The sequence below is a fragment of the Gynuella sp. genome, assembly GCF_050297175.1.
Lineage (GTDB): Bacteria > Pseudomonadota > Gammaproteobacteria > Pseudomonadales > Natronospirillaceae > Gynuella.
Genome location: NZ_JBNKSF010000027.1, coordinates 174,036 through 189,422 on the forward strand (window position 1 = coordinate 174,036; position 15,387 = coordinate 189,422).

The following is a 15,387-nucleotide window of genomic DNA, read 5'->3' on the forward strand; positions in this document are numbered from 1 at the left end:
TCTACCTCTGTATCAGTTTTTCAGCTTGTAACCGGTTTTGAATATCCACCAGATGATAGTAAGGAACAGTAGCAGGAAGACGGATACCATCATCAGACTGATGCCAACGTTGACATCAGCGAGGCCGTAAAAACTCCAGCGAAAACCGCTGACCAGATACACCACCGGATTTAACAGAGTCACTTTTTGCCAAAACGGAGGCAGCATATCAATCGAATAAAAGGTTCCACCCAAAAAAGTCAGTGGTGTCACAATCATCATCGGCACAATTTGCAGTTTTTCGAAGCCATCAGCCCATATGCCAATAATGAATCCGAGAAAACTGAAAGTGATAGCAGTCAGTACCAGAAAGGTAAGCATCCAAATGGGATGCTCAATGTGGTAATCCACAAACAACCGGGCGGTCAGCAAGATGATGGACCCAAGAATGACGGACTTGGAGGCAGCGGCACCGACGTAGCCAATGATAATCTCTATATAGGAAATTGGGGCAGACAACACCTCGTAGATGGTGCCCGAAAATTTCGGCATGTAGATACCGAAGGAGGCATTGGAAATACTTTGCATCAACAACGTCAGCATCACCAGCCCCGGAATAATAAAGGCACCATAGCTGACACCTTCAATCTCCACCATTCTGGACCCAATAGCCGAACCAAACACTACAAAATACAACGATGTGGAAATCACCGGAGTGGCGATACTCTGTAATACAGTACGCCAGGTACGCGCCATTTCGAATTTATAAATGGCGCGGATGGAATAGAAATTCATGTGCTTCCCCTCAAATCCAATGTCCGATCAACAGCCGGACTTTATTGAGGGATCAGTCTCGCAAAAACTGCAGGTTGATGCGACCATTTTCAGTGACGGGCGGACACCAGAAGTTAATCCCGAATAGTGGCATGGAAAAACTAAACAGGCCGTCTTCGATACCATCGTCCAGTCCCAACATACGCTCAAACATGCGATTGAACTTGGCGAAGTCATCGACAAACGAGACGAACACCAGGCCAGCCTCATTACAGTGATCTGTCCACGGCATTGAGCGTCGCAGCATAAAGGATTCCGGGTCAAAGCTTTCCTGGGCAGTGCGTTTGACATGAGCGGAAGCCGGGCTGTCCTCGAACTCTTCATTGTCCGCGAGACGGCGGCCAAAGGTATCATCCTGTTCGTTCTGCGGCAGCGACTTGAAGTAGTCCAGCTCATGGACCCAGGGCTGCACAGTCACCAGACTGGCACCATTCTGAGTCTGATCCGATGAGGTCACAAATGCAGCCGCCTCAGCGTCAGCACCGGTTGGATTTTCGGTACCATCCAGATATCCACTGAGATCGCGCCCGTCCTGATACCGGAAAGCCTGATACTGTACTTTGACGGTGATAAATTCCTCGGTTGCATTGAGCAACATTCTGAGCAAATGATGGAGCGCTCCCGGATCTTCTGCCCGCAACCAGAACCAAAGATCATAGTCCCTGCGCTTGGCAGCCGGATGCTGAAAATCAGGGAACTCCTGCATGCCTTCCGGTGCTTTTCCCAGGGCTTTCAGCAGTTTGGAGCCTACTCCCAGAACTATACCGTGCCCGTCAATCAGCTGCTCAAGTGCCGATCGGAGTTTGTCCCACTGCTGGACATCAAGCAGATCAGCAAACAGGAAACAGCCCGCTGCGGGAATTTCCTCCAGGATGCCAGGCTGAAAAGGAGTGGTCATCATCTATATTCCTGTGTCTCAACAATAGTGCCTATTAAAACACAGCCACTTTACCGACGTCAGCCCGGCAAACACCTTACCGATAGTCAGCTGCGCCAAATCAACTGGCGGGTTGTTCCGTACCACGACGATCCTCTGCTTTTGATCAGCATCTTTGTCAGTCACCTCAATCATGCTTCAATAAGGGGTACTATTGGCAACCCATCCCAATTTCGGGGGGTGTCCACCAAAGAGATCCGGACGATCTATTGCAGCCGAGTGAATAATAAGGAACCGCGACACATCTATGCTTCAACTACTCTCACCCCACTTTGTGTTTGACTGCCTGGCTCTGGTACTGGCCATTGGCGCCGGTTTTGCCAGCATGCGCTGGAAGTTAAAATCCCCGATGACCAAGACGGCAGCAACTGTCGGTGCGGGTTACTTCGTAGCTCTGAGTCTGGGAAGTATGACTGGCTCATTTGTGCTGGGCAGCGCTAATCTGTATCTCTCCGGAGTATCAAGTGTTGGCCGCAGCATTGTAGGCGCATTGCTAGGGGCCACTCTGACGGTCGAGCTTTACAAGATCCAACGTGGAACTCGGGGATCGACCGGATACATGTATGTCATTCCTTTTTGTATCCTGGTCATCGTGGGTCGCCTGGGATGTTTTTTTTCCGGCCTTGAAGATCACACCTACGGCACTCCAACCACTCTGCCATGGGGCGTCGATTTTGGTGATGGCATGCAGCGCCATCCGGTCCAGCTCTATGAAAGCCTGTCTATGCTGATGTTGCTGCTGTTTGTTGTATTGATGCTTAAGGTCCGATCACAGTTGATCATCCATTACGGCTATTATATGTGTGTCGGATTTTATGGCGGCCAACGGTTTTTGTGGGAATTTCTCAAGCCGTATGCCGCTGTTCTTGGCAATCTGAATCTCTTTCACATCGTCTGCCTGTTATTGATCATCTATAGTGTCATCATGAGTCTGAGGGTTAGAAATGGCTATCGAACAACGTAAACAAACACCGTATCTTTTTTATGGCCAGACGTTATCCCTGTGCGAACAATGCCTGACCCTGGTGCCTGCCAAAATTCTGCTAGAGGGCGAGAATGTCTTCTATCAAAAACGGTGTCCGGAACATGGCGTGCAGAAAACCAAGGTGTCCACAGATGTTGCGTACTTCAAACAATGCAAGGATTACATCAAACCCGGCGACCGACCATTGCAGTTCCAATCCCGCACGGAATATGGCTGCCCACTGGATTGCGGTCTGTGTCCGGACCATGAACAACACAGCTGTCTGGCGCTGATCGAAATCAATGAGGAATGCAATCTGAACTGCCCAGTCTGTTTTGCTGATTCATCCCCGGCACGCAAACGTCATTTGCCGCTGAGTGATATCGAATTCATGATGGATACGCTGGTCGCCAGTGAAGGTGAACCGGATGTGCTGCAGATTAGTGGTGGCGAGCCCACCATCCATCCACAGATTCTGGATATCCTGGCATTGGCCAAACGCAAACCCATTCGACATTTGATGATCAATACCAATGGCGTTCGCATTGCCAACGACCTGGAATTCGTTGCCGCACTGGCGGATTTCAAACCGGGTTTTGAAGTGTATCTGCAATTTGATTCGTTGCAAAAAACCGCGCTGCAAAACCTGCGCGGTGTCGATCTGCGCTCATGCCGGCAACAGGCACTGGAAAATCTCGAAAAATTCAATATTTCCACCACTCTGGTCGTCACCGTCAAGAAGGGCGTCAATGATGAGGAAATCGGCGCCATCATCGATTATGCCCTGCAGTTTAAATGTATTCGCGGAATCACCTTTCAGCCGATTCAGGACAGCGGGCGCAATGACAATTTTGATAAAAACAAAGACCGTTTTCTACTCTCGGATATCCGCCGTGCGATATACCAGCAATCACATCATTTTGAGCCCGGGGATATCATTCCACTGCCCTGCAATCCGGAATCCATTTCTATTGCGTATGCCATACGTGACCAACAGCGTATTACTCCGGTAACGTCATTGTTTCCCAAAGAGGATCTGATCCAGGATGTGCCCAATGCCGTATCCTTCGAAAAAAACAGCCTGTTAAAAGCAAAAGTCATCGAGTTGTTCTCTCTCTCCAGCGGTGAACTCAATACCAGTGAACGAATGGAGTCACTGTTATGCTGTCTACCCAAAATTCCGGCATTAGAGAATCTGAGTTATGAAAATATTTTTCGCATCACCATCGTACAGTTTCTGGACCGCTACAATTTTTGTGTAGGCAATGTAAAACGATCCTGTATTCATTTTGTCACTCGTGATGGTCAGATCATTCCGTTTGATACATACAATACGCTGTACCGTAACGGTCAAGTCGACAGATTACGCAGGCAGCTCAGGAGGCCATCATGACATTACGAACTTTTTTGTTGGGACTCATGCTGACAGTGGGTTGGTTGGGGGCCGTTTTTACCGGAGGCTGTACACTATTTTTTGTATTTGAAGGTTTATCCGGCGGCCCGGAATCTCAACGTTATGTGTCATTGTTTTTGCTGGTTGGCGGTGTGCCATTTATCGGGTGTGTACTGCTGATCATAATCAGTAGATATATTTCCAAGCGCAGTCACTCCAATGAACCGCCTAACTCATAAACCATTGATTCAGCCAGGCCACATCAGAACGACAATCAAATAGTTTTCATGATTATCAAAATCATATCGTTTACGCTGTTATTCAAAATAATGTTGATAGATACGAATATTCGTCTGAACACCGCACGCTTCTAAAAACAACCGGAAACATGTGCGGTCTCAGTTACAGCATTTATTCGGGTTTATGACATACCGCTTCGATATTGTGACCATCCGGATCAATCACAAACGCACCATAATAGTTAGGATGATATATTTCCCGAATTCCTGGAGCGCCATTATCTTTACCTCCGGCCGCCAGCGCCGCATTGTAAAATTCGTCGACAGCCTTACGGTTTTCAGCAGTGAAAGCAATGTGCATGGGAGCATTGGGCTGCTCACCTTCGCCAAACCAGAATTCCGGCTTACCATTCGTACCAAGACCACACCAGCCCTGCACTTCCATAACTTTTTCAATATTCAGAGGTGCCAGACACTGGCAATAAAAGGTTTTGCTTTTCTGGTAATTTGAAATGGATACGCCTATATGGTCGATAATCATGATCCTCTCCTATTTCTGACTGATAAACATCTGAAGACAGACTACAGTTTAGAAAAGTAAATTGTCAGAAACTGTCAGCAGTCCACTCAGTCGACGCTTAGTTACGGATGTATATTAATGATATGATTCACAACAATTGTTCAATAAGAGGTAGCAGTGATGTCATCTGCAATCAAACAGATTTTTCCTTTAGACTTCCAGTGGCCTACGTTAGACCCTTTTTTATTTTGCGCACACCATAAAGACCAATACCCTGCAGGCAACTCACAGATGGGCCCGGATGCATCTTTGAAAGGCCGGAATATCGGTCAGGATTTTACCCTTAAAGATGGCTGGCGCATGTACCACGGGCAGCAGGTTGCCGGCTTTCCCGCCCACCCCCACCGTGGTTTCGAAACCATTACAGTCGTCACGGAAGGACTGGTGGATCACTCTGATTCTATGGGGGCAGCTGGCCGTTACGGCGGCGGTGACACCCAATGGATGACTGCAGGTAAAGGCGTTCAACATTCAGAAATGTTCCCGTGTGTTTATGCCAACAAACCCAACCCTTTGGAATTATTCCAGATCTGGCTAAACCTGCCAGCGCGCAGCAAAATGTGTGAACCTCATTTCAAAATGTTATGGCGCGAAGAGATCCCCAAGGTTGAAGTGACTGATGATCAGGGTCGCCTCATTAGCATAGATATTATTGCAGGTGGTTACGACGGAGTCAGTGCCGTTGCCCCGCCACCGGAAAGCTGGGCTTATGACAGCTCCAGCCGTATAGCGGTCTGGACCATTAAGCTGGCTCCAGGCGCTGAGTGGGTGCTACCGGCCGATGAAGCCGGTCTTAACCGGATACTTTATTTCTATCAGGGGGTAGATATGAGTCTGGCAGGTCAGAATATAGATGCAGAGCATGGCATACACTTGGCATCAGATCAGCCGGTTACTTTGAAAAACGGTGATGGTGAGGCTCGTCTGGTATTGTTACAAGGCAAACCCATTGCCGAACCTGTCGTTCAATATGGCCCATTTGTGATGAATACTGAAGCTGAAATTCGTCAAACCTTTCAAGAATATCAGCAAACTCAATTTGGCGGCTGGCCCTGGCCTGACCATGAACACACCCATGGTCATCAGGGCCGGTTTGCCAAACATGCAAATGGCCAGATAGAAGAAAAATAGATCTTTGTTTTTTTTGATTGATTTCGAGCGATTTTCGAACAAAAATGTGACATAAATCTCAATAACGAAAAAAAATGTGTCGAAAAATCATACAGTCAATATTTGTGTTTTTAGTAACTTATTGATTTTATTGATATTTCTCAAAATGGCACATTTTCTGCTCATACTAAAGGAGTAGAGACTACTATCTTACAGATATTGTAGTTCGACGAATTTTTAACAGTCTGACACTACTTTTAGAGTGAATGAAATCATGAAAAAACTTTGTATGGCATTTGCAGTTGTATTAGGGATGATGACAATGTCATCAACTTCGATGGCGATGGGGTCTTTGTGGTTCCATTTTCATGACAATGATGATCAACAGTCTGGTGACAACCAGAGCCCAGGTGCCGGCGACACCATTTCTGTGCCCGAAATAAACCTGGGTGGTGCTGCTGCCGTGGTTGCGCTGATGGGCGGCATCTTGTTGGTTCTTCGCGAGAAGAAAAAAGCTTAAGACCTGATTCATCAGGTTAAAAAAGGGGCAGGATGCCCCTTTTTTATTGCGTGTTATTTTTTACCACCGCTATTAATAACCACCCTGAGAGCCTGTAGCTCAAGCACTGACTTCTCAATATAGACTTTGCTTTCAGCCATTCTGTGCATCAGATGATCAATTTCATCCTGGCGAATATTGGGATTGACCTCCCGCAACGCAACCAACCGGTTACGCTCTTCCTCCAGACCACTGCTCATCTGCTCCAGAGCCTGCTGCTGTAGCAGCTGCTGGTATTCAGCCGCAAAATGCTGGGCATGTTGCAACATTTGTTCGACCTGTCCTCTAATCTGAGGAATCACCTGCAAGGCCATCTGTTTACGGATCGGTTCACACAACTCCGCCAGTTTCTCATAGCCCACCGCTGCACTGAGGTTTTTACCGGAAGGATCGATCAGGTACCGGGTCGGACTCAGCGGCAGATAACGCTCCAACTGCAAATAACCCGGTGCTGCAGAGTGCATGCAATACCAGGCTTCCAACAACAACGTACCTGCGGGTAATGCCGCCAGACTCATCTGCGCCAGGTTGGCATTACCGAGTTCGGAGGAAATGATAACGTCCATATTTTCATAGACCATGGGATGTTCCCAAGTCAGATAGTCCATATCCTCACGACTCAGAGCCCGTTGCCGATCAAAGGTCACGGTATTGCCTTCATCTTTCAGTCCGGGAAAATGTTGGGTACGCATGTTGTCGCTGGGAGTAATCACCAACGCATGTTCAGAGTGGTCCTCAACATCCAGGCCAAAGTTATCAAACAGGGATTCCATATACTCAAACAAAGTATCGCTTTGTTCTTCCTGCTGAATTCGCTCGATCAAATCATTGGCCACGCTCATATCGCAACTGTTACGTTCCAACAGCTGGTCGCGTCCGTTGTGTAATTCCTCAAGCGTAGCTTCGGTAAAAGTGCGGGTATCCTGAATCAAATGATCCAGATTGGCCTGATTACCAGACAACAACAACGCCTCCAGCGGCTGCTGAAATTTCTGGAAAATCATGTAGCCGGCTGAGCAGCTTTGCTGAAACAGGTTGATACCTTCGTGGAACCAGCGATACAGACTCTCCTGAGCGGTTTCAAGCAAATACGGTACATGAATCTGAATATCATGCTGCTGACCAATACGATCCAACCGCCCGATGCGCTGTTCCAACAGATCGGGATTCAACGGCAAATCGAACAACACCAGATGATGAGCAAACTGGAAGTTGCGACCTTCACTACCGATTTCAGAACAGATGAGCGTTTGGGCACCCTGGTCCTGATCGGCAAAATAGGCTGCCGCACGGTCACGCTCGATAATCGATAGTCCTTCATAAAAAGATGCCGACCGGATACCGACCCGTAACGTGAGATATTTGTCCAGTGCCAGTGCAGTGGCAGCATTGTGGCAGATCACCAGTACTTTATGGCCTTTAAGGGCTTTCAAATGCTCAACCAGCCATTCGACTCTGGGATCATCATCAATCCATTGCTCTTCTTCTACCAGCGTTTCGGGATACAACGCCAACTGCCCGTCAATACCCTTATAGATGTCTGGCTGTGGCAGAGGATAGGCATTCAGGCAACGCTGAGGGAAACCTTTGATTGCGGCCCTGGTGTTACGGAACAGCACCCGGCCGGTACCATGGCGATCCAACAGATGGCGGATGACCTGATCACTGTCAAAGGTATCAGCATCCATTTCATCTCCAAGATACTCCCGCAGCTGGATACGCAACTCCTCATTCGGAGTTTCTGCTGCCACCACCTGTTTCACCAGTTCATTGAGCTGACCATAACGATCAGCTTCCTGCCGGAAGGCGTCCAGGCTGTGGAAACGTGCCGGATCGAGCAACCGCAGACGGGCAAAATGGCCTTCGATACCAATCTGCTCTGGGGTGGCCGTTAACAGCAACAGGCCTTTACTCTGCTGCGCCAGCTGTTCCACAAACAGGTATTCAGGGCTGACTTCAGTCTCACTCCAAGCCAGATGGTGTGCTTCATCAACGACCACCAGATCCCATTCGGCATCCAGCGCCAGTTGTCGGGCAACCATGCTCTGCTGGAAGAAATCAATATCGACAATAATTCGCTGCTCGGTTTCAAATGGATTACCGCTGGCAGTTTCCTCCATTGCTTCCATGCGTTCCTGATTGAACACCGCGAAACTCATATTGAAACGCCGCAGCATCTCTACCAGCCACTGATGCACGAGACTCGTGGGCAGCAGGATCAACACCCGACTGGCCAACCCGGTGTGAAGCTGCTGATGAATGATCATACCGGCTTCAATGGTTTTTCCGAGCCCGACTTCATCGGCCAGCAATACTCTGGGGGCATAACGGCTGGCCACTTCACTGGCAATGTAAACCTGGTGGGGTAACAGACTGGTACGGCTGCCCATCAAACCACGAACCGGCGACTGCTGCAGCCGGTGCTGATGATTCAGCGTATCCACCCGCAGTTCATATTCCTTATTACGATCCAACTGGCCACCAAAAAACCGCTGGTGTGGATGAGTAAACTGTACAAAGGCATTCAAATCGAGTTCTGGGATCTGTATCTCTTCGCCACTACCATCCACTGCGAGATAAATCAGAATACCGCGCAACTCATTTACCTCAATGACGGTAAAGGTTTCGCCATCCTGATTGCTGATCTGATCTCCAGGGGAATATTGAATGCGACTAAGCGGGGCTGTGTCAGCTGCGTAGGTGCGTTCTTCTTCGGCGGCCGGAAAGCGAACGGTAATTCGACGTCCGGATACATCAGTGATGAGACCCAGGCCTAACTGGGGTTCAGTATTACTGGCCCAGCGCTGACCAACTGAAAAATTCATAGGTATTCCTCAAGCTGTATTCTTGGTGGCTTGTTGTTCGCCAACTAAAAGCGGGCGCGGATTCTACCTTGTTTAATGATTATTTTCTCGTTGACTCAGAAAAATAAACGTCGGGCATCGGCAACTTGAGTTCATTCTCAACCAGCCAATGACGCTCTCTGATCAACTCAGTAAGAATTTTGATTCTATCGGCTGTCGCCGGATGGGTCGATAGCCATTCTGGCGGTTCTGCGTGCAATACCGTCATCTGTTGGTAAAAATCCAGCGCTCCACTGACATTACCATATACCCGTTGCACCGTCGTCAGAGCCAGAATGTCTGCTTCCTGTTCCTGACGGCGACTGTAACCCATGACCCCCAGAGCCCCGACTGAGTTCAACCCCTGCTGATTCCCCAATAGCGCCAGCGCCAGTTGCACAGTAGCTCCGCCGGCCAGATTACGAATCGGATGACGTAACCGAACATGGGCTATTTCATGCGCCAGCACCATGGCCAGAGCCTGTTCAGAATCCAGCTTTTTGACCAGTTCGGAGAAGAGAAAAACCTGTCCGCCCAGAGTCGCAAACGCATTCATCTGTTCGGATTCAAGCCAGTGGGGCGAAACACTCAGGGTATCGTTGAAATCCATAGCAGCCGTCAATGTATCGCTCAGCTGCTGCAATGCCTGCTGTCGCAGCGGGTAGTGCTCATCGCTGTCTGACAACTGCTCCAAACGAAGATTATGAGCCAGCCGGACTTCCCAGGAAAATGGCAGAAACTTGGCCAGGTAACCGGCGCTGACCATCAACAATGCCAGCACCAGCGCAATCCCTCCAAACACCATGACGGTCAGTTGCACAAATTCCAACAACGGTTGTTGCTTACTGACGTTAATACCTTCTGGTATTTTCGGGTTTTCGTAGCTCATTTATGACGAGATTTGATCAATCATTGCCGTTCCATACGCCAATATCTCAACTGAACCGATGGTATTTCCCTGCCCTTTGCTGATCGAGGCTGTTTCCAGTTTCAGATTGAATACCGCCTTGGCATTCATATCCGCCGCCTGCTGTTTTACCCGAATAATGGCTTCACGCCGTCCACGGTCCAGCAATGATTCATAGCTGCTCAAACGACCACCAATCAGCATCCTCAGTACAGCGATAAAACGTTTAAAGTAATCCACTGAAATCACCACACTTCCGGTAACCAGTGCACTATGGTTACCTGCAAGCTGAGGGGGTGGAATGCGCTCGGGAAACACCAGGATATGGGCAAGTTCCTGTTCCTTCGCAATGATATGACGATAATGTTTGCGTTCGGCGTAACGTCCAAAACCATAGCCGAGTATGAGTAGCGTCAGTAGGACCAGTATGTTCAATAGCATTTCCATGGCACGCTACTCAAGCACAACGGCTGTACCATAGACAAACAGTTCAGCTGCGCCCTGTGCCACCGATGAGGTGGAGAAACGAATATTGAGTATTGCATTGGCACCAATTGCCTGGGCCTGTTGCGTCATGCGCTCGATGGCTTCATTTCGACTGTCTTCGAGTAGTTCAGTGTATCCCTTAAGTTCACCACCAAAGACATTTTTGACACTGGCCATTATGTCCCGACCAACATGCTTGGCTCTGACGGTACTGCCTTGCACCAGACCAAGATGTTTGAGCACCCTGCGTCCGGGAATGATTTCGATATTACTGAGCAACATAAGAATCTTCCTGATTGAATGAAATTGGCATCGCCAATATACGGCGGATGTTCAGGACTGCCAATTCCACACTATCTGTCTGATGCAAATAATATGTCCCTGATCACAGTCACCGATACTTTTTCCGAGCTAACTAATGCTTCCTGATCCTGAATGGTCATTTGCAACTGAGTCACCCGAGACAGTGAAGGCAGCAATGATTGTACCGACTGATTTGAAAATGAATAAACCGTTAGCGTATCAAATCGCGGTAATTCGTTTTTAATCTGCTCAAACCATATTGGCGCCTGACGGTCACCGTATGCATAAACCGTCACCCGCCGGCTTCGCCCACAGGCTTTCTTGAGTCGTTCCAGTGATGGCAGTCCGACATCGATCCAATGCTCTATGTCTCCGGTCAGACTCTTCTGCCACATATCCGGTTCGTCTGCAGTGCTGATCCCACGACCAAAGCTCAAGTGTTCTTCTGCCTCAAAACCATATGCCAGAATCCGGACCATCAATCGCAGGTCGGTTTCAGAAGGGTGCTGAGCCAGAGTCAATGCATGATCGGCAAAATATTGCCGGTCAAGATCTGCAATATTCAAATTAACTTTATAAATCGTCGCGTTGAGTGCCATGTGTATTTCCGTCATCCATCCCGGGGTAATGATTGTTATGAGATTCTACTCGGTTACGGCCAGTATTTTTAGCCAGATACAATGCTGTATCGGCATTGGCCAGCAGCTCCAGGACACTGGAAGTTTTGTCTGGAACATGGGAACTGACGCCACAACTGACAGTTACCGGGAGAATATGCTGATTTGACACAAACGGAGTATTTTCCACTTCCTGACGGATTTTTTCGGCAATTTCACACGCATGTAAAATCGAAGCGCCTGGCAGAATGATGGCAAATTCCTCTCCGCCATAACGGGTAACAATATCAGTACTGCGCTTAACCACGTGTTTGACGATACCAGCCACATGTACCAAACAATCGTCTCCCAGAATGTGCCCATGAGTGTCATTAATTCGCTTGAAGTGATCGACATCCATCATGATCAATGAGAGCGGATAACGGTTGCGCATACACACGCGCCATTGCTGCTCAACACTTTCGTTGAAATGATGTCGATTAAAAATACCTGTCAACGAGTCTGTTTTGCTGAGCGCCTCCAAAGCTTCCTTGTTTTTACTGGCTTCATATTCTGATTTGAATGAATTTACATACTCACGATAAATCTGATTGCCCAGAAAATAGCTGTATATCCAGAAACACAACATGATCAATATCAGACTGAGATGGAAATCTCGGATCAACAACATCAACAGCATCGGTGCCATTAATATTGCAACATAGAGATGAAAAAAGTTTCCCTTGGGAATCAACGTATTGGTTGATCCACTGACAATGGCAACCAGCCCCAATAACATGGTAAAGCTGACGCTCTCAAAACGTGGATCAGCCACAAACTTAACAAAAACAACGCTCCAACAGATCGCGTGGGAAAGAGCAAAACCCAGTATCAGATATCTCCAAAACTGTTGGCGTTGATGATAAAAAGGTTTTGACAGGAGCTGCGCCAACGATAGTCTGACGACCGAAATACTGACCATCAGAATAAATAATGTGACGCAAAAATAGATATTCTGATAATAAACATCAGTAGAGAAAACCAGTAACGGATACGCAACAACATAAATCAGCACACCTGCTCTGGTCCGCTGCACGAAATCCTGATCTGATCGTTCCTTAAATAACTGACTAAATGCCATGCTCAATAGCATCCCCATCCATATCGGGATCAATAAAACGAGTCAATCCCAATGACCGCGGTCCGAACGATTAGCATCGGGCTAGCAGAAATAATGCCTGCCTGAACGAATCAACAACAACGACCAGTCAATATAGTCGCTGTCACAAGGTCAAATCATTTCAGAGCTTTAAGAAGATCGAAACAAACCAATCAACCCAAAATTCTCGAAATTTGACAGGCGACAGCTCCGTGGCTCAATACGGCCCATTTAATTATCAAGATAATAATTTCAGGTTGATACCAATTTGGCAACCTTCGTTGTCATTAATGTCGGCTTTGGCGGGATTTTGGGTTACGCGGTAACCCAGTATGTTGGGTTCGAGCATGCTGATAACCGGTTCTTTTTGTTTGCTGACGCAGGCGATCTTTTTCCCGGCCGGATTCTGGAGGAACCAGATGCATTTTGCCACGACCAATCAAATGAGCTTTGCCCATCCGCTTAAGCGCCTGACGTAAAACCGGCCAGTTATCCGGATCATGATAGCGTAGAAAAGCTTTGTGCAAACGTCGCTGTTCCTTGGTTTTGGCACTGAATACAAACTCATTGCCAGCAGACTTGACCGGCTTAAGCGGATTCATTTCAGTAATGTACATAGTACTGGCTGTGGCCATTGGTGATGGATAAAAGTTCTGTACCTGATCCACCCGAAACTTGTTTTGTTTCAGCCACAGAGCCAGATTCATCATGTCTTCATCCGTCGAGCCCGGATGTGCAGAAATAAAATACGGAATCAGATACTGCTCTTTACCAGCCTCTCTGGAGAACCGTTCAAACATCGCCTTAAAACGATCATAGGTACCCATGCCGGGCTTCATCATTTTACTCAAAGGCCCGGTTTCTGAATGCTCCGGAGCAATCTTCAGGTATCCACCGACATGATGCGTCACCAGCTCACGCACATATTCTGGATCCTCCACGGCCAAGTCATAACGCAGGCCAGAAGCGATGGCGATCTTTTTCACGCCGGAAATCGCCCGCGCCTTTCGATACAGCTGAGTGGTATGGCTGTGGTCCGTGTTCAGATTGCTGCAGATGGTCGGATACACGCAGCTCAGACGCCGGCAATTTTCTTCAACCTCCTTACTCTTGCAGTTCAGCCGATACATGTTGGCTGTCGGTCCACCCAAGTCAGAAATCATGCCGGTAAAGCCGGGGGTTTTATCACGTATATTCTCAATCTCGGTCAGAATGGACTGCTCTGAACGACTCTGAATCATTCGCCCTTCATGTTCGGTGATCGAACAGAAGGTACAACCACCAAAACAACCTCGCATGATGTTGACTGAGAAACGAATCATCTCGTACGCAGGAATGTTCGCATCACCATAACAGGGATGCGGTACCCGCTGATAAGGCATCTCAAACACCCAGTCGAGTTCTTCTGTGGTCAATGGAATTGGCGGCGGGTTGACCCAGATATCATTGCGACCATGACGCTGAACCAGTGCACGGGCGTTGCCTGGGTTGGTTTCCTTGTGAAATATCCGATCCTGATGCGCATACAACGCCATGTCTTTTTTAACCTGCTCGTATGCCGGCAGACGAATATAACTGCGCTGCGGATCACTCTTACGGGCTTTCAGGTCGGGAATCAGAGTAATTGCTTCTGCCCCTTGATTACGTTGAATGCTCTCAGCCACCTCAGACTTATCAGTTTCATCAGCCATGGCATACGGATTTGGTTTTTTGATCAGCCGTCCAGGCACATCCAAACGGGTGGAATCGATTTCCTCCCAATCCTGTGGCATTTGTTTGCGCAGGAAGGCCGTGCCCCGGATATCAGTCATGTCACGGATGGATTCACCTTCCGCCGCCCGGTGAGCGATATCAATCAGTGCACGCTCAGCATTACCGAACAACAGAATATCCGCAGTGCTGTCTGACAGGACCGAACGACGCAGACTGTCGCTCCAGTAATCGTAGTGCGCCAGCCGCCGAAGACTCGCCTCAATACCGCCGATCACCACCGGAACATCGCTATAGGCCTCTTTGCACTTTTGCGTGTATACAGTCACCGCACGATCCGGCCGTTTGCCAGACACGTTGCCCGCAGTATAAGCATCATCATGACGATAGCGTTTGTCAGCCGTATAGCGATTGATCATGCTATCCATGTTTCCAGCCGTGACGCCGAAAAACAGATTGGGCTTTCCCAAGGCCTGAAACGACGCTTTATCGGTCCAGTCCGGTTGGGCCAGAATACCCACCCGAAAACCCTGCGCTTCGAGTACCCGACCAATCACCGCCATGCCAAAACTGGGATGATCTACATATGCATCCCCCGTCACTACGATGATATCGCAACTGTCCCAGCCCAATTGATCCATCTCGGCCCGGGTCATCGGCAGGAATGGCGCAACACCGAAGCACTCTGCCCAGTATTTACGGTAGGAATATATGGCTTTGGGTTGTTCAGTCATTACAGGACCACTCAGCTGTCGCGGGAAATTCGGGGCCGCGCATTGTACTCATTG

At 48.4% G+C, this 15,387-nt stretch carries 15 protein-coding genes; 5 read left to right on the forward strand and 10 right to left on the reverse strand.

Annotated elements, in window-relative coordinates:
• Window positions 1-12: 12 nt before the first annotated feature.
• Both ACQY6I_RS10580 and ACQY6I_RS10585 read right to left on the reverse strand, forming a co-directional pair.
• Window positions 13-774 carry an ABC transporter permease gene (locus ACQY6I_RS10580; RefSeq protein ID WP_428241457.1) on the reverse strand — a complete coding sequence of 254 codons (762 nt, stop codon included), beginning with the start codon at window positions 772-774 and terminating at the stop codon, window positions 13-15.
• A gap of 52 nt (window positions 775-826) precedes the next feature.
• Entirely contained in the window at window positions 827-1,714 is an 888-nt protein-coding gene (locus ACQY6I_RS10585; RefSeq protein WP_428241458.1) for a Dyp-type peroxidase, read from the reverse strand.
• Between the two features lie 283 nt (window positions 1,715-1,997).
• Between ACQY6I_RS10585 and ACQY6I_RS10590 the strand changes: the two genes are divergently transcribed.
• Genes ACQY6I_RS10590 through ACQY6I_RS10600 form a run of 3 tightly spaced genes read left to right on the forward strand, consistent with a single transcriptional unit; the run spans window position 1,998 to window position 4,346 of the window.
• Window positions 1,998-2,714: a prolipoprotein diacylglyceryl transferase family protein gene (locus tag ACQY6I_RS10590; RefSeq protein WP_428241459.1), complete on the forward strand. Its 717-nt coding sequence runs from the start codon at window positions 1,998-2,000 to the stop codon at window positions 2,712-2,714.
• A complete protein-coding gene (locus ACQY6I_RS10595) occupies window positions 2,695-4,107 on the forward strand; it encodes a radical SAM protein (protein ID WP_428241460.1) in 1,413 nt (470 codons plus the stop codon). The genes ACQY6I_RS10590 and ACQY6I_RS10595 overlap by 20 nt, the downstream gene beginning before the upstream one ends.
• Window positions 4,104-4,346, forward strand: a complete 243-nt coding sequence (locus ACQY6I_RS10600; RefSeq protein ID WP_428241461.1) for a hypothetical protein — start codon at window positions 4,104-4,106, stop codon at window positions 4,344-4,346. Before ACQY6I_RS10595 ends, ACQY6I_RS10600 begins: the two co-directional genes overlap by 4 nt.
• 172 nt (window positions 4,347-4,518) lie before the next feature.
• Here ACQY6I_RS10600 and ACQY6I_RS10605 read toward each other — a convergent pair whose 3' ends face one another.
• Complete coding sequence (locus ACQY6I_RS10605) at window positions 4,519-4,887, reverse strand: VOC family protein (protein ID WP_428241462.1); 369 nt, start codon at window positions 4,885-4,887, stop codon at window positions 4,519-4,521.
• 270 nt (window positions 4,888-5,157) lie between these two features.
• On the opposite strand from ACQY6I_RS10605, the gene ACQY6I_RS10610 reads away from it, so the two are divergent.
• Window positions 5,158-6,057: a pirin family protein gene (locus ACQY6I_RS10610; RefSeq protein WP_428241463.1), complete on the forward strand. Its 900-nt coding sequence runs from the start codon at window positions 5,158-5,160 to the stop codon at window positions 6,055-6,057.
• A gap of 268 nt (window positions 6,058-6,325) precedes the next feature.
• Window positions 6,326-6,556, forward strand: a complete 231-nt coding sequence (locus ACQY6I_RS10615; RefSeq protein WP_428241464.1) for a hypothetical protein — start codon at window positions 6,326-6,328, stop codon at window positions 6,554-6,556.
• A gap of 53 nt (window positions 6,557-6,609) precedes the next feature.
• On the opposite strand, the gene rapA is transcribed toward ACQY6I_RS10615, so the two are convergent.
• The 7 genes from rapA to ACQY6I_RS10650 form a co-directional block, all read right to left on the reverse strand.
• Window positions 6,610-9,420, reverse strand: a complete 2,811-nt coding sequence (rapA, locus tag ACQY6I_RS10620) for an RNA polymerase-associated protein RapA (protein ID WP_428241465.1) — start codon at window positions 9,418-9,420, stop codon at window positions 6,610-6,612.
• 79 nt (window positions 9,421-9,499) lie between these two features.
• Complete coding sequence (locus ACQY6I_RS10625) at window positions 9,500-10,327, reverse strand: M48 family metallopeptidase (RefSeq protein ID WP_428241466.1); 828 nt, start codon at window positions 10,325-10,327, stop codon at window positions 9,500-9,502.
• Window positions 10,328-10,786 (reverse strand): YbjQ family protein, encoded by a 459-nt coding sequence (locus tag ACQY6I_RS10630; RefSeq protein ID WP_428241553.1) that lies wholly within the window; start codon window positions 10,784-10,786, stop codon window positions 10,328-10,330.
• A gap of 12 nt (window positions 10,787-10,798) precedes the next feature.
• On the reverse strand, window positions 10,799-11,113 hold the full coding sequence (locus tag ACQY6I_RS10635; RefSeq protein WP_428241467.1) for a YbjQ family protein: 315 nt from the start codon (window positions 11,111-11,113) through the stop codon (window positions 10,799-10,801).
• Between the two features lie 71 nt (window positions 11,114-11,184).
• Entirely contained in the window at window positions 11,185-11,733 is a 549-nt protein-coding gene (locus ACQY6I_RS10640) for a YaeQ family protein (RefSeq protein ID WP_428241468.1), read from the reverse strand.
• A complete protein-coding gene (locus tag ACQY6I_RS10645; RefSeq protein ID WP_428241469.1) occupies window positions 11,708-12,871 on the reverse strand; it encodes a GGDEF domain-containing protein in 1,164 nt (387 codons plus the stop codon). The genes ACQY6I_RS10640 and ACQY6I_RS10645 overlap by 26 nt, the downstream gene beginning before the upstream one ends.
• Window positions 12,872-13,176: 305 nt before the next feature.
• The gene (locus tag ACQY6I_RS10650) at window positions 13,177-15,333 is read right to left on the reverse strand and encodes a YgiQ family radical SAM protein (protein WP_428241470.1); all 2,157 of its coding nucleotides are present in this window, start codon (window positions 15,331-15,333) and stop codon (window positions 13,177-13,179) included.
• Window positions 15,334-15,387 lie beyond the last annotated feature (54 nt).

Coding starts and splice junctions, on each gene's coding strand:
- ACQY6I_RS10615 (WP_428241464.1), top strand. CDS start 6,326: ATGGCATTTGCAGTTGTATTAGGGATGATGACAATGTCATCAACTTCG.
- ACQY6I_RS10590 (WP_428241459.1), top strand. CDS start 1,998: ATGCTTCAACTACTCTCACCCCACTTTGTGTTTGACTGCCTGGCTCTG.
- ACQY6I_RS10580 (WP_428241457.1), bottom strand. CDS start 774: ATGAATTTCTATTCCATCCGCGCCATTTATAAATTCGAAATGGCGCGT.
- rapA (WP_428241465.1), bottom strand. CDS start 9,420: ATGAATTTTTCAGTTGGTCAGCGCTGGGCCAGTAATACTGAACCCCAG.
- ACQY6I_RS10585 (WP_428241458.1), bottom strand. CDS start 1,714: ATGATGACCACTCCTTTTCAGCCTGGCATCCTGGAGGAAATTCCCGCA.
- ACQY6I_RS10610 (WP_428241463.1), top strand. CDS start 5,158: ATGGGCCCGGATGCATCTTTGAAAGGCCGGAATATCGGTCAGGATTTT.
- ACQY6I_RS10640 (WP_428241468.1), bottom strand. CDS start 11,733: ATGGCACTCAACGCGACGATTTATAAAGTTAATTTGAATATTGCAGAT.
- ACQY6I_RS10645 (WP_428241469.1), bottom strand. CDS start 12,871: ATGGCATTTAGTCAGTTATTTAAGGAACGATCAGATCAGGATTTCGTG.
- ACQY6I_RS10600 (WP_428241461.1), top strand. CDS start 4,104: ATGACATTACGAACTTTTTTGTTGGGACTCATGCTGACAGTGGGTTGG.
- ACQY6I_RS10605 (WP_428241462.1), bottom strand. CDS start 4,887: ATGATTATCGACCATATAGGCGTATCCATTTCAAATTACCAGAAAAGC.
- ACQY6I_RS10630 (WP_428241553.1), bottom strand. CDS start 10,786: ATGCTATTGAACATACTGGTCCTACTGACGCTACTCATACTCGGCTAT.
- ACQY6I_RS10625 (WP_428241466.1), bottom strand. CDS start 10,327: ATGAGCTACGAAAACCCGAAAATACCAGAAGGTATTAACGTCAGTAAG.
- ACQY6I_RS10595 (WP_428241460.1), top strand. CDS start 2,695: ATGGCTATCGAACAACGTAAACAAACACCGTATCTTTTTTATGGCCAG.
- ACQY6I_RS10650 (WP_428241470.1), bottom strand. CDS start 15,333: ATGACTGAACAACCCAAAGCCATATATTCCTACCGTAAATACTGGGCA.
- ACQY6I_RS10635 (WP_428241467.1), bottom strand. CDS start 11,113: ATGTTGCTCAGTAATATCGAAATCATTCCCGGACGCAGGGTGCTCAAA.